Genomic DNA, 13,098 nt, shown 5'->3' with positions numbered 1-13,098 from the left:
TACCTCCCCGTAGCGACCTCACCCCTGTGGGGCAAAAATCGAACGGCTCTTGTCGTGATCTCAGCGTCGGACGGTCCGGATCTATTCCCGGACCCCCGCGCCTACTCCCCGGTCTGCTCGGTGTCCGGCCGGATGTCGATCCGCCAGCCGGTCAGCCGGGCCGCGAGGCGGGCGTTCTGGCCCTCCTTGCCGATCGCCAGCGACAGCTGGTAGTCCGGCACGGTCACCCGCGCGGAGCGGGCGGCCATGTCCACGACCTCCACCTTGTTCACCCGGGCGGGTGACAGGGCGTTCGCGACCATCTCGGCCGGGTCGTCCGACCAGTCGACGATGTCGATCTTCTCGCCGCTCAGCTCGCCCATCACGTTGCGCACCCGGCCGCCCATCGGGCCGATGCAGGCGCCCTTGGCGTTCAGGCCCGAACGGGTGGACCGTACGGCGATCTTCGTGCGGTGACCGGCCTCACGGGCGATCGCGGTGATCTCCACCGAGCCGTCCGCGATCTCCGGGACCTCCAGGGCGAAGAGTTTCTTCACCAGGTTCGGGTGGGTACGCGAGAGGGTGACCGACGGTCCGCGGACGCCCCGGGCCACCCGGACGACGTACGACCGCAGGCGCATGCCGTGCGGGTAGGTCTCGCCGGGCACCTGCTCCTGCACCGGCAGGATGGCCTCCAGCTTGCCGATGTCCACCAGCACGTTCTTCGGGTCGCGGCCCTGCTGCACCACGCCGGTGACGATGTCGCCCTCACGGCCGGCGTACTCGCCCAGCGTCGCGTCGTCCTCGGCGTCGCGCAGCCGCTGCAGGATCACCTGCTTGGCGGTGGTGGCGGCGATACGGCCGAAACCGGACGGCGTGTCGTCGAACTCGCGGGACTCCTGGCCCTCCGCGAGGTCCTCCGGGTCCTCCTTCGCCCACACGGTCACATGACCGGTCTGCCGGTTGAGCTCCACGCGCGCGTGTCGGCGGCTTCCCTCGGTGCGGTGGTAGGCGATGAGGAGGGCCGACTCGATCGCCTCGACCAGCAGGTCGAAGGAGATCTCCTTCTCCCGCACCAGACCCCGCAGGGCGCTCATGTCGATGTCCACGGCTACGCCTCCTCCTCTTCCTTCATGTCCTTCTCGCTGATCTTGCTGTCCTTGCGGTTGAACTCGACCTGCACACGCGCCCTGGCGATCTCGGGGAAGGTGATCCTGCGGGCGGTGGCCTTGCGGCCCTTCACGCCGGGCACCTCCACGTCGAGGCCCTCGTCGTCGGCCTCCAGGATGCGCGCGACCAGCTCGCCGCCCTCCGTGAGCTGGAACTTCACCAGCCGGCCCGTGGCACGCACGAAGTGCCGGTGCTCGGTGAGGAGGCGCTCGGCGCCAGGGGTTCCGACCTCCAGGTCGTACGCGTCCTCGCCCATCGCGTTCGTCTCGTCCAGGTGCGCCGAGAGAGCGCGGCTCACCTCGGCGACGGTGTCCAGGTCCGCTCCGGTGTCGGAGTCCACGACGACGCGCAGCACCCGCTTGCGTCCTACGGAGTCCACGGCGATCTCTTCCAGATCCAGCCCATGGGAGGTGACGAGCGGTTCCAGCAGCTCTCGCAGCCTCTCGCTCTGGGTGGTGCTCATCCGGGTGACTCCTCGGCCGCGTGTGCTGTTGTGGGATGGGTCGCGTGTCTGGTCAAAGGGTATCGGGTCGCGGAGGGTGTTGCGTCCTGCCTCCGGCCGGGGGGCCGGACCGGGGGTGTGCGCCGGGGCGCCGAGCCGGTGAGGGCGGCCGGGGCGGTGCGCGGGTACGGTGATCAACGGCGGGCCGCTCTTCCCCGCCCGTGTGTTCGTACGAGCCCCGCGAGGACGTCAGCCGTGCCGTATCCGCCACCGTCGCGCGCCCCGTCGGGGCCGCGCAGAAGATCCCTGCTCGCCTCGGCCGCGGGTGCCGCCCTGCTGGCGGGCTGCTCGGCCGGCCCGGACGGCGACGACGGCCCGTCGGCCGTCGCGCGGGCACGCGCGCGTGCGGCGCGCGACAGCCGGGAGCTGCTGGGGCGCTACGACGCGGTGCTCGCCGCGCATCCCGGGCTGGCGGACCGGCTGCGCCCGCTGCGGGCGCAGGTCGCGGCGCACGCGGCGGCCTTCGAGGAGGGCACCACGGTCACGGCGAGCCCCACCGCTTCCGCTTCCGCCACCACCACGCCCGTCCCGGCCGCCGGGAAGGACGCCGTCGCCGGGCTGGCCGCCGCCGAGCGGGCCCTGTCCGACCGGCGCGCCAAGGACCTGCTGGAGGCACCGGGCGAGCTGGCCCGACTGCTGGCCTCGGTAGCGGCGGCCGGCGCCGCACACGCGTACCTGCTGACGGAGGGGGTCAGGTGAGCGACGGGACTGAGCGGGCCGAGGTGGGTGCGTTGCAGGCGGCGTTGGCCGCTGAGCACGCGGCCGTGTACGGCTACGGCGTCGTCGGCGGGCGGATCGGTGAGCGGCGCCGGGCGGAGGCGCGCACGGCGTACGACGCCCACCGCGCCCGCCGGGACGCGCTCGTGCGCGCGGTGCGGGACCTGGGCGCCACGCCGGTCGCCGCGAGCGCCGCGTACACCCTGCCGTTCCCGGTCGGGGACGGCGCCGCCGCGCTGCGGCTGGCCGCGCGGCTGGAGGAGCGGGTGGCCGGGGTGTACTCGGACCTGGTGCGGGCGGCGACCGGGGCGCGGCGGGCCGACGCGGCCGGGGCGCTGCGGGAGGCCGCGGTGCGGGCGGTGCGCTGGAGCGGGGAGAGCGTAGCCTTCCCTGGGCTCGCCGAGCGGTCCGCCGAGCGGACGGGCGCGGCCGGCACGACCCCGTCGGCCTCCGCCACTGGTCCGGCTCCGGCGCGGCGCTAGGCGGCGGGGAGCAAGGGAGCCGGGCGGAGACCGGGGCACCGCCCGGGGACGGCCCCGACAGGACGCGAACAGGCCCGGCAGGGCCCACTAGGCCCCACAGGAAGGGAACACGCGCGCATGGCTCTGGAACCGCCGCCCCGCCTGGTGCGGGCGCTCGACGAGACGGCACCGGCCGGGGACGGCTGGCTGGCCGGGCTGCCCGCGGCGGCCGGGGAGGCCGTCGCCCGGCGCGGGCTGACCGTCGAGCGGGTGCAGGTGCCGGGCGGGCGCAGCAGCCTGGTGGTGCTGGTGCGGCGGCCGGACGGCGACCCGGCCGTGCTGAAGCTGGCGCCGCCCCGGGCCCGTCCGGAGAGCGAGCGGGCGGCGCTGTCGCACTGGTCCGGGCGGGGCGCGGTGCGGTTGCTGGAGCCCGCGGCACAGGACGGGGCGCTGCTGCTGGAGCGGCTGCACCCGGACGTGTCGGTGCGCTCGCTGCCGGAGGCGAAGGCGCTGCTGGAGGCGGCGGGGACGCTGCGCAGGCTGTGGGTGGAGCCGCCGGCGGGGCAGGTCTTCGAGACCGTCGCCGAGCGCACCGGGCGGCAGGCGGCGGCCATGCGGGCGAGCGCGGACGCCGATCCGGACGTGGCCCCGCTGGTGGGTGCGGCGCTCGCGGCCCGCGAGGAGCTGCTCGACGCGCCGCCCGCGCCGTTGCTGCTGCACGGCACGTTCCGGCAGAGCAAGGTGCTCTCGGGCGAGCGGATGCCGTGGCTCGCGGTGGGTCCGGACCCGGTGGTCGGCGAGAGCGCCTTCGACCTGGCGCGGCTGGTCCGGGACCGGGTGGAGGACCTGATCGCGCAGGCCTCCGGCGCGGCCACCACCCGGCGCCGGATCAAGCGGCTCGCGGAGTCCCTGGAGGTCGACCAGGAGCGGCTGCGCGGCTGGACGCTGTTCCGGGCGGTGGAGTCCGGGGTGCGGGCACTGCGCGTGGGGCGGCCGAAGGACGCGGAACTGCTGCTGGAGTTCGCCGGCTGGCTCTAGCCGGCCGACTCCAGCCGGCTGGTCGCCGTGCCCCGGCCGGGGCACGGCGGCCGGGACGCGGCGGCCGGGAGGTGGTCAGGCCGTCAGGCGGGCGATCGCTTCCTCGACCGTCAGCTCCTCGCGCTCACCGGTGCGGCGGTCCTTCAGCTCCAGCACGCCGTCGGCGGCGCGGCGGCCGGCGACGAGGATCTGCGGCACGCCGATCAGCTCGGAGTCGGTGAACTTCACGCCCGGGGAGACGCCGGCCCGGTCGTCCACCAGGACGCGGACGCCCGCGGCGGCCAGCTTCCCGGCGACGTCCAGCGCCAGTTCGGTCTGGAGCGCCTTGCCGGCGGCGACCACGTGCACGTCGGCCGGGGCGACCTCCTTGGGCCACACCAGGCCCTTGTCGTCGGCGGTCTGCTCGGCGAGCGCGGCGACAGCGCGGGAGACGCCGATGCCGTAGGAGCCCATGGTGACCCGGACCGGCTTGCCGTTCTGGCCGAGGACGTCCAGCTTGAGCGCGTCGGTGTACTTGCGGCCGAGCTGGAAGATGTGGCCGATCTCGATGGCGCGGTCCAGCTTCAGGCCGGTGCCGCACTTGGGGCACGGGTCGCCGTCCTGGACGACGACGACGTCCACGTAGGCGTCGACCTCGAAGTCGCGGCCGGCGACGACGTTCCTCGCGTGGGTGTGCTCCTTGTTGGCGCCGGTGATCCAGGCGGTGCCGGGGGCCACGCGCGGGTCGGCGATGTACGTCACCTTCTCGCCCAGGCCCTGCGGGCCGACGTAGCCGCGGACCAGGTCGGGGCGGCCGGCGAAGTCCGCCTCGGTGACCATCTCGACGGCGGCCGGGGCGAAGTGCGCCTCGACCTTGTCCAGGTCCACTTCGCGGTCCCCGGGCACGCCCACGGCGACGATCTCGCCGTCCACCTTGACCAGCAGGTTCTTCAGCGTGGCGGAGGCGGGGACGCCCAGCGAGGCGGCCAGCGTCTCGATGGTCGGGGTGTCCGGGGTGGGGATCTCCTCCAGCGCGGGCACGGCCGAGGCGTCGACGGGCCGCAGCTCGTAGGTGATCGCCTCGGTGTTGGCGGCGAAGTCGCAGTTCGGGCAGTCCGCGAAGGTGTCCTCGCCGGCCTCGGACGGGGCGAGGAACTCCTCGGAGCGGGAGCCGCCCATGGCGCCGGCGGTGGCGGCGCAGATGCGGTAGTCCAGGCCGAGGCGGGCGAAGACGCGCTGGTAGGCCTCGCGGTGCAGGGCGTAGGAGCGGCCGAGGCCGTCGTCGTCCAGGTCGAAGGAGTACGAGTCCTTCATCAGGAACTCGCGGCCGCGCAGGATGCCGGCGCGGGGGCGGGCCTCGTCGCGGAACTTGGTCTGGATCTGGTAGAGGATCACCGGCAGGTCCTTGTAGGACGTGCACTGGTCCTTGACCAGCAGGGTGAAGATCTCCTCGTGGGTGGGGCCGAGGAGGTAGTCGCCGCCCTTGCGGTCCTTGAGCCGGAAGAGTTCCTGGCCGTACTCGTCCCAGCGGCCGGTCGCCTCGTAGGGCTCACGGGGCAGCAGGGCGGGCAGGGTGACCTCCTGGGCGCCGATGGCGTCCATCTCCTCGCGCACGACGCGCTCCACGTTCGCGAGGACCTTCTTGCCGAGGGGCAGCCAGCTCCAGATGCCGGCGGCAGTGCGGCGGACGTAGCCGGCGCGGACGAGGAGCTTGTGGCTGAGGACCTCGGCGTCCGCCGGGTCGTCGCGCAGCGTCTTCGCCATCAACTGGGACATGCGCTGGACCGGTACGTTGGCCATGGTTCTCGTACTCCTGCCGGGTAAAGGTGATGGCATGGAGGTTAACCGGGCCGCCCGTGCCGGTGGTAATCGGTTAACGCCCGCGCAGCGGCAGCGGGGCGCCCATCACGGCGTAGGGCCTCGGGGCGCTCGGGAAGTGCACCTGACGGGCGAGGTCGACGTAGCCGAGGGAGTGGTAGAGGCCGCGGGCGGGGCTGTCGGTGTCGATCGCGGAGAGGATCGAGCGCGGCTCGGCGGCGGTGGCGGTGATGGTGGTGATCAGCCGCCGGCCGATGCCGCGGTTCTGGTGGCCGGGATGGACGTGCAGTTCGGTGATGACGAAGGAGTCGTCCAGCCAGAAGTCGTTGCCGCCCGCCCGCAGGTACGGCTCCACGACGGTGGACCACCAGTGGGTGCGGCTGTTGGGCATGCCGTAGACGAAGCCGACGAGCCGGCCGTCGACGGTCGCGCCGTAGGCCCGCGCGCCCTGGTACTGCATGTGGCGCTGGACGATCTGGCGGCGTACGGCCACCTCGTCCGGGCCCAGTCCGAAGGCGACGGCTTGCACGGCCAGGGCCTCGTCCACGTGGGCCGACAGGTCCAGGGGGCCGATCACTGCGTCCATGCGGGGAGCGTACAGGGGCTCAGAAGAGCACACTCATGAAGGCGCCGGTCTCCTGGAAACCCACGCGCCGGTACGTCCTTCTCGCGGCCGTGTTGTAGTCGTTGACGTAGAGGCTCGCGACGGGGGCCACGTCCGCCAGGGCGTAGCGCAGGACCGCCGCCATGCCGGGCGCGGCCAGGCCCCGGCCCCGGTACTCGGGGGCCACCCAGACGCCCTGGATCTGGCAGGCGCGGGGCGTCGCCGCGCCGATCTCCGCCTTGAACACGACCCGGCCCCGCTCGTCCACGCGGGCGAAGGAGCGGCCGGAGCCGACGAGTTCGGCGATCCTGGCCTGGTAGAGCAGGCCGCCGTCGCCGGACATCGGGGAGACGCCGACCTCCTCGGTGAACATCGCCACGCAGGCCGGCATGATCGTCTCCAGCTCGTCCTTGCGGACGCGGCGGACGTACGGGTCCGGGGCGATGTCGGCGGGCATGCGGTCGGTGACCATCAGCGGCTGGCGGGGGCGGACGTCGCGGGCCGGGCCCCAGTGCGGCTCCAGCAGCCGCCACAACTGCGCGGTGGCCTCGGCGGGCCCCACGATGGAGGAGCAGCGGCGGCCGGCCCGCCGGGCGCGGTCGGCGAAGGCGCGGACCGCGCGGGGCGTGGCGCAGATGGGCACGAGGTTGGCGCCCGCATAGCACAGCGACGTGAGCATGCCGTCCTCGTACCAGCCCCACATCTCGCCGCCGAGCCGCCAGGGGTCCAGGCCGGCCACCTGGACCCGCGAGGTCACGAAGGCGTTGGCGACCGGCTCACGGTCGAGTACGGCGAGCGCCGCGTCCAGGTCACTCGGTTCCAGGACCCGGGTTGTGGTCTGGGTCAACACGTACGGGGCCTCACGCTGGGGGTTCTGCTGGTTCCGGCACTGTACCTCGTGCGGTTGTGCGGCGCCTCGCGTCGGGAACGGATCACTTCACGGACGCACGGCGAACCCGAGGAAGGCCTCCCAGGCGGCGGTCGGCACGGCGAGGGCGGGCGCGGAGGGGTCCTGCTTGGAGTCCCGGACGTGGATGGTGGTCGGGCAGGCGGCGACCTCTACGCATTCGCCGCCTTCACCATCGCTGTAGCTGGACTTGTGCCAGGTGAGGGCGACCTCTACGCATTCGCCGCCCGCGCCGCTGCTATAGCTGCTCTTGAACCACTTCATGTCTCTCCCGGCGGTCAGGATCGGACGAGCCCGAGGAACGCCTCCCAGGCAGCCGTCGGCACGGCGAGGGCCGGGGCGGTGGCAGGGTCCTGCTTGGAGTCCCGGACATGGATGGTGATCGGGCAGGCGGCGACCTCTACGCATTCGCCGCCCTGGCCAGTGCTGTAGCTGCTCTTGAACCACGCCAGCTCGGTCGACTCTTCGACGTTCATGTCTCTCCCAGCAACTTCTCTACGATGGATAGCGATTCGTGCGGGGTCAATGCCTGGGCACGCAGGAGGTTGTACTGCTCCTCCAGCTCCCTGACCGTTTGGCGATCGGTGTAGAGGCGGCTGTGCTTGTACGTCTCCACGTAGGCGTGTCACGGGCGGTCGGCATCACCTGGATCTCGACGTTACGACGCTGTCCGTGAAGGAGGATCTGCTCCAACTGTCCACGCATCACCGCCTGTCCGCCTAGGGGGCGGTACAGCAGATGCTCCTCGATCACGAAGCTGATGGTCGGGAACACGGCTTGGGTGAAGATCTCCTGCCGGGCCAGGCGGGCCGCGACACGCTTCTGCACCGTTTCCTCGGCCAGGAGTGGCCGCCACATCCTGAACACCGCCCGCGCGTACTCCTCTGTCTGGAGAAGTCCCGGGAGAGCCTTCGTGGCGAACACGTGCAGCGCAACGGCTTTCCGCTCCAGGGCCGCAGCATCTTGGAAGAACGCCGGGTACTGTGCCTTCTCCATCTCCTCAAGGAAATCGGTCAGCGCCCCCCGCGCGTCCAGCACGTCGTCGACCTGCATGATGAACTTCTCGTTCGGGATGCGCCTGCCCTGCTCGAACGACGCGATGGACGCCGCCGAGTAGCCGGTACGGGAACCTAGTTGGGCACGGTCCATGCCCGCCTGCATGCGCAGTCGCTTCAGCAGCCGACCGAACAGAAGCGGGACGGCCGATCCCGGCTCGGGCTCCACTCCCCCAGGTTCTTCCTGGACTTCCTCGCTCATGTACACCCCATCGTCCTCGCACCGCCCTCGGTCACGGCGCGCCCGCGTACAGCGGCGCCCCACGGTCGTACAACGCCTGAACAGTCATGGTGCGGCCGCTGTTCAACGTTACTGAGCGTGCGTAACCGTAAGCGGCATGAAGTCAGAAATCTCCACCCACGAATTCTCGATGCGGTTCACGTCCACCCCGCGCGGCGCACGGCTCGCCCGGCGGCTGGTCTCGCACCGGCTGCACGAGTGGGGGCACCCCTACGACGGGCCCGCCAACCAGACCGTCACGCTGATCGCCGCGGAACTCGTCTCGAACGCGGTCCGGCACGGGCACGTACCCGGGCGGGATTTCCGGCTGCGGCTCACCGCGGACCCGGACGCCCTGCGCCTGGAGGTCTCGGACACCCGGACCGAGCGGCTGCCCGAGCTGCGGGCCCCGTGCGGCGAGTCCGGCCGGGGGCTGATGCTGGTCGAGGCGCTCGCCGACAAGTGGGGCGTCACACCGAGGCAGCCGGGCAAGACCGTCTGGGCGGAGGTACGACCGAGTCCCGCCACCGGACGGTGACGGGACTCGGAGGGAAAGCGGAGGGAAAGCGGCGTGTCAGCCCGCGACCGACACCGACGGCTCGCCCGACGCCGCGCCGTCCTTCTCCATCTGCTCGGCCAGCTTCATGGCCTCCTCGATGAGGGTCTCCACGATCTTGGACTCGGGGACGGTCTTGATGACCTCGCCCTTGACGAAGATCTGGCCCTTGCCGTTGCCGGAGGCGACGCCGAGGTCGGCCTCGCGGGCCTCGCCCGGACCGTTGACGACACAGCCCATGACGGCGACGCGGAGCGGCACCTCCATGCCGGTCAGACCGGCGGTGACCTCTTCGGCCAGCTTGTAGACGTCGACCTGGGCGCGGCCGCAGGACGGGCAGGAGACGATCTCCAGGCCGCGCTGGCGCAGGTTCAGGGACTCCAGGATCTGGATGCCGACCTTGACCTCCTCGGCCGGCGGGGCGGAGAGGGAGACGCGGATGGTGTCGCCGATGCCCTGGCTCAGCAGCGCGCCGAAGGCGACCGCCGACTTGATGGTGCCCTGGAACGCCGGGCCGGCCTCGGTCACGCCGAGGTGCAGCGGGTAGTCGCACTGCTCGGCGAGCTGCCGGTACGCCTCGATCATGACGACCGGGTCGTTGTGCTTGACGGAGATCTTGATGTCCCGGAAGTCGTGCTCCTCGAAGAGCGACGCCTCCCACAGCGCGGACTCCACCAGCGCCTCGGGCGTGGCCTTGCCGTACTTCTGCAGCAGCCGCCGGTCCAGGGAGCCGGCGTTGACGCCGATGCGGATCGGCGTGCCGTGGTCCTTGGCGGCGCGCGCGATCTCCTTCACCTTGTCGTCGAACTGCTTGATGTTGCCGGGGTTGACACGGACCGCGGCGCAGCCGGCCTCGATGGCGGCGAACACGTACTTCGGCTGGAAGTGGATGTCCGCGATGACCGGGATCTGCGACTTCCGGGCGATGGTGGCGAGGGCGTCGGCGTCGTCCTGGGTCGGGCAGGCCACCCGGACGATCTGACAGCCGGACGCGGTCAGCTCGGCGATCTGCTGGAGCGTCGCACCGATGTCGGACGTACGGGTGGTGGTCATCGACTGGACCGAGACCGGCGCGTCCCCACCGACCGCCACGCTTCCGACCTGGATCTGCCGGCTCTTGCGGCGCTCGGCCAGCCTGGTCGGAACGGACGGCATGCCGAGTGAAATCGCAGTCATCTGCTGTGCAACCCCAAGTCGTGGTTCAGGATCCGGTCCCGTGATACGGCGGGCTCCAGGCTCCGAGATTACGGCACCGGGGCGGGCGCGGGCACATCCCGCCCCGGAAAGCCACACGTCCGGGGGCGGCCCGGTACGACACCGGTTCCGGGCCGCCCGAGGCCCCGTGGCCCTAGGAGATTCTGACCGGATTGACCACGTCGGCGACCAGGACCAGCAGGGTGAAGCAGACGAAGATCCCGGCCACCACGTACGCCACCGGCATCAGCTTGGCGACGTCGAACGGACCGGGGTCCGGCCGGCGCAGCACTCGTGCCACGTTCCTGCGCAGCGCCTCCCACAGGGCGCCCGCGATGTGCCCGCCGTCGAGCGGGAGCAGCGGGAGCATGTTGAACAGGAACAGCGAGAGGTTGAAGCCGGCCAGCAGGAAGACGAACATCGCGAGCTGCTGCGAGGCGGGGATGTCCAGGGTGGCGATCTCGCCGGTGACGCGGGCGGCGCCGACGATGCCCATCGGGGAGTCCTGCTCGCGCGGGCCGTCGCCGAAGGCCGCGTTCCACAGGGCCGGGATCTTGCCGGGCAGCGCGACGAGGGAGTCGACGGCGTCGCCGACCCGGTCGGCCATCCAGGTCACGGACTCGCCGAGGTCCTGCTTGACCACACCGGTGGCGGGGCTGAAGCCGAGGAAGCCGGCCTTGACGTAGCCGTCGACGTAGTTGCCGCCGGCGTCCTTCTTGGCGACCTGGTTGGTGGCGATCCTCGCGTGCAGGGTCACGGGCCGGCCGTGCCGGTCCACGACGAAGGCGACGTCCTTCCCGGCGCTGTCGCGGATGAGGTCCGACAGCGTGTTCCAGTCCCGGGTCGGCTTGCCGTCGAAGGAGACGATCCGGTCGCCCGCCTTCATGCCGGCCCGCGCGGCGGGGGACGCGGGGTCGGCCTTCTTGCAGCTGTCGCGGTGCTGGCTCTGCGCGATGACGCAGGGCGAGACGGATTCCACGACGGTGGTTTCCTTCTGGATGCCGAAGCCCATCAGCACGGTGAGGAACAGGGCGATGGCGAGCACCAGGTTCATGAAGGGGCCCGCGAACATGACGATGACCCGCTTCCACGGCCTGCGCGTGTAGAACATGCGCGTCTCGTCGCCGGGCTTGAGTTCCTCGAAGGCCGCCGAGCGGGCGTCCTCGATCATGCCGCGCCACGGGGAGGTGGAGCGGGCGGTGACCCGGCCGGACTCGTCGGGCGGGAACATGCCGATCATGCGGATGTAGCCGCCGAGCGGGACCGCCTTGACGCCGTACTCGGTCTCGCCCTTGGTCCGCGACCAGATGGTGGGGCCGAAGCCGACCATGTACTGCGGGACGCGGATGCCGAAGAGCTTGGCCGTGGACAGGTGCCCCAGCTCGTGCCAGGCGATCGAGACGAGCAGGCCGACCGCGAAGACCACTATGCCGAGGATGAACATCAAGGTCGTCATGCACGCGCCTCCGCGGTCGCCGTCGTGGCTGTGAGTTCACGGGCCCGGGCCCGGGCCCAGGTCTCCGCTTCGAGGACGTCCGACACCGTGAGTGAGGTTCCCGTGACCGGGGTGCCGTGTTCCTCGACCACCCGGGTGACGGTCTCCATGATCCCGTTGAAGGGCAGCGCGCCGTTCAGGAAGGCTTCGACGCACTCCTCGTTGGCGGCATTGAACACCGCCGGGGCCGTTCCCGCGAGCCGCCCCACGTGCCGGGCGAGGTTCACCGACGGGAACGCCTCGTCGTCCAGCGGGAAGAACTCCCAGGTGGACGCGGTGCTCCAGTCGAAGGCGGGCGCGGCGTCCGGGACGCGTTCGGGCCAGCCCAGGCCGATGGCGATGGGGCCGCGCATGTCCGGGGGCGTCGCCTGGGCGATCGTCGACCCGTCGGTGAACTCGATCATCGAGTGGACGTACGACTGCGGGTGCACGACCACCTCGATGCGGTCGAACGGGATGTCGTAGAGGAGGTGTGCCTCGATGACCTCCAGGCCCTTGTTGACCAGGGTCGCGGAGTTGACGGTGATCACCGGGCCCATCGCCCAGGTGGGGTGGGCCAGCGCGTCCTGGACGGTGACGTCGGCCAGCTCGGCCCTGCTCCGGCCGCGGAAGGGCCCGCCGGACGCGGTGACGACCAGCTTGCGGACGTCGGCGCGGGTGCCGGCGGCGAGCGCCTGGAAGAGGGCCGCGTGCTCGGAGTCCACCGGGATGATCTGGCCCGGCTGGGCGCGCGCGGTGACCAGCGGGCCGCCGACGATCAGCGACTCCTTGTTGGCGAGCGCGAGGGTGCGGCCCGCCTCCAGGGCGGCCAGGGTCGGGGCGAGGCCGATGGAGCCGGTGATGCCGTTGAGGACGGTGTGGCAGTCGGAGGCGGCCAGCTCGGTGGCGGCCCGGGGTCCGGCGAGGATCTCGGGCAGCGGCTCGGTGCCGCCGTACTCGGCGGCGAGCGCCTCGCGCAGCGCGGGGACGACGTCCTCGCGGGCGACCGCCACGGTCCGCACCCGCAGCCGGTGCGCCTGCTCGGCGAGGAGGGCCGGCCGGGCGCCGTTCGCGGACAGGGCGGTGACCCGGAAGCGGCCGGGGTTGCGCAGCACGAGGTCGATGGCCTGGGTGCCGATGGATCCGGTGGAGCCGAGGATCACCACGTCCTTGGGGCCGTCGCCGGGGACGGGGTCGTAGACGCGGTGCGGATCGGCGAGGGGTGCCGGACGGGCGGGACTGTCGGTCATCCCCCCATTGTTGCGGTAAGCGGCGGCCGTCCGGACAGTGCGTCCCCCGCGCGGGCGCGTTGCCGGGTTTCCTCGCCGGATGGCGTGATTCTCCCGATGTGAATCCACGGTGAAGATCATGTGGTAACACTTCTTTCCACATGATTTCGCGGACGACATCCTGGGGGGATATCT

The 13,098-nt window shown here is 71.9% G+C and carries 14 protein-coding genes and 1 pseudogene; 4 read left to right on the top strand and 11 right to left on the bottom strand.

The annotated features are described in order from the left end of the window. Positions 1-101 precede the first annotated feature (101 nt). Both nusA and rimP read right to left on the bottom strand, forming a co-directional pair. Positions 102-1,088, bottom strand: a complete 987-nt coding sequence (gene nusA / locus ACH4OA_RS22205) for a transcription termination factor NusA (RefSeq protein ID WP_365877730.1) — start codon at positions 1,086-1,088, stop codon at positions 102-104. Between the two features lie 2 nt (positions 1,089-1,090). After that, positions 1,091-1,612 (bottom strand): ribosome maturation factor RimP, encoded by a 522-nt coding sequence (rimP, locus tag ACH4OA_RS22200; protein WP_397970333.1) that lies wholly within the window; start codon positions 1,610-1,612, stop codon positions 1,091-1,093. 234 nt (positions 1,613-1,846) lie between these two features. Here rimP and ACH4OA_RS22195 point away from each other — a divergent pair, with 234 nt between their 5' ends. The 3 genes from ACH4OA_RS22195 to ACH4OA_RS22185 all read left to right on the top strand — a co-directional run bounded on the left by ACH4OA_RS22195 (position 1,847) and on the right by ACH4OA_RS22185 (position 3,867). Next, positions 1,847-2,350: a hypothetical protein gene (locus ACH4OA_RS22195; protein ID WP_397970331.1), complete on the top strand. Its 504-nt coding sequence runs from the start codon at positions 1,847-1,849 to the stop codon at positions 2,348-2,350. Then, positions 2,347-2,850, top strand: coding sequence for a ferritin-like domain-containing protein (locus ACH4OA_RS22190; RefSeq protein WP_397949182.1), 504 nt, complete (start codon positions 2,347-2,349; stop codon positions 2,848-2,850). Before ACH4OA_RS22195 ends, ACH4OA_RS22190 begins: the two co-directional genes overlap by 4 nt. A 117-nt stretch (positions 2,851-2,967) precedes the next feature. After that, positions 2,968-3,867, top strand: a complete 900-nt coding sequence (locus ACH4OA_RS22185) for an aminoglycoside phosphotransferase family protein (RefSeq protein ID WP_397970328.1) — start codon at positions 2,968-2,970, stop codon at positions 3,865-3,867. A 75-nt stretch (positions 3,868-3,942) separates the two neighbouring features. Here ACH4OA_RS22185 and ACH4OA_RS22180 read toward each other — a convergent pair whose 3' ends face one another. The 6 genes and pseudogenes from ACH4OA_RS22180 to ACH4OA_RS22155 all read right to left on the bottom strand — a co-directional run bounded on the left by ACH4OA_RS22180 (position 3,943) and on the right by ACH4OA_RS22155 (position 8,432). Continuing rightward, positions 3,943-5,646: a proline--tRNA ligase gene (locus ACH4OA_RS22180; RefSeq protein ID WP_365883307.1), complete on the bottom strand. Its 1,704-nt coding sequence runs from the start codon at positions 5,644-5,646 to the stop codon at positions 3,943-3,945. 73 nt (positions 5,647-5,719) lie between these two features. Beyond that, positions 5,720-6,250, bottom strand: coding sequence for a GNAT family N-acetyltransferase (locus ACH4OA_RS22175; protein WP_365883308.1), 531 nt, complete (start codon positions 6,248-6,250; stop codon positions 5,720-5,722). Positions 6,251-6,269: 19 nt separating this feature from the next. Beyond that, positions 6,270-7,118, bottom strand: a complete 849-nt coding sequence (locus ACH4OA_RS22170; protein ID WP_397970325.1) for a GNAT family N-acetyltransferase — start codon at positions 7,116-7,118, stop codon at positions 6,270-6,272. An 87-nt stretch (positions 7,119-7,205) separates the two neighbouring features. Beyond that, positions 7,206-7,439: a DUF397 domain-containing protein gene (locus ACH4OA_RS22165; protein ID WP_397970322.1), complete on the bottom strand. Its 234-nt coding sequence runs from the start codon at positions 7,437-7,439 to the stop codon at positions 7,206-7,208. 14 nt (positions 7,440-7,453) lie between these two features. Beyond that, on the bottom strand, positions 7,454-7,651 hold the full coding sequence (locus tag ACH4OA_RS22160; RefSeq protein WP_397970319.1) for a DUF397 domain-containing protein: 198 nt from the start codon (positions 7,649-7,651) through the stop codon (positions 7,454-7,456). Continuing rightward, positions 7,648-8,432 (bottom strand): annotated as a pseudogene (locus ACH4OA_RS22155) (Scr1 family TA system antitoxin-like transcriptional regulator). The gene ACH4OA_RS22160 and the pseudogene ACH4OA_RS22155 overlap by 4 nt, the downstream one beginning before the upstream one ends. A 136-nt stretch (positions 8,433-8,568) precedes the next feature. Between ACH4OA_RS22155 and ACH4OA_RS22150 the strand changes: the two are divergent. Beyond that, on the top strand, positions 8,569-8,988 hold the full coding sequence (locus tag ACH4OA_RS22150; RefSeq protein ID WP_397970317.1) for an ATP-binding protein: 420 nt from the start codon (positions 8,569-8,571) through the stop codon (positions 8,986-8,988). Between the two features lie 36 nt (positions 8,989-9,024). On the opposite strand, the gene ispG is transcribed toward ACH4OA_RS22150, so the two are convergent. The 3 genes from ispG to dxr all read right to left on the bottom strand — a co-directional run bounded on the left by ispG (position 9,025) and on the right by dxr (position 12,924). Then, entirely contained in the window at positions 9,025-10,182 is a 1,158-nt protein-coding gene (gene ispG / locus ACH4OA_RS22145; RefSeq protein WP_365941710.1) for a flavodoxin-dependent (E)-4-hydroxy-3-methylbut-2-enyl-diphosphate synthase, read from the bottom strand. A 172-nt stretch (positions 10,183-10,354) separates the two neighbouring features. Then, complete coding sequence (locus ACH4OA_RS22140; RefSeq protein ID WP_397970315.1) at positions 10,355-11,656, bottom strand: M50 family metallopeptidase; 1,302 nt, start codon at positions 11,654-11,656, stop codon at positions 10,355-10,357. Continuing rightward, positions 11,653-12,924, bottom strand: coding sequence for a 1-deoxy-D-xylulose-5-phosphate reductoisomerase (gene dxr / locus ACH4OA_RS22135; protein ID WP_365883857.1), 1,272 nt, complete (start codon positions 12,922-12,924; stop codon positions 11,653-11,655). The genes ACH4OA_RS22140 and dxr overlap by 4 nt, the downstream gene beginning before the upstream one ends. Positions 12,925-13,098 lie beyond the last annotated feature (174 nt).

Source organism: Streptomyces sp. NPDC017095 (assembly GCF_044332325.1).
Lineage (GTDB): Bacteria > Actinomycetota > Actinomycetes > Streptomycetales > Streptomycetaceae > Streptomyces.
This window is presented reverse-complemented; position numbering and strand designations above follow the sequence as displayed.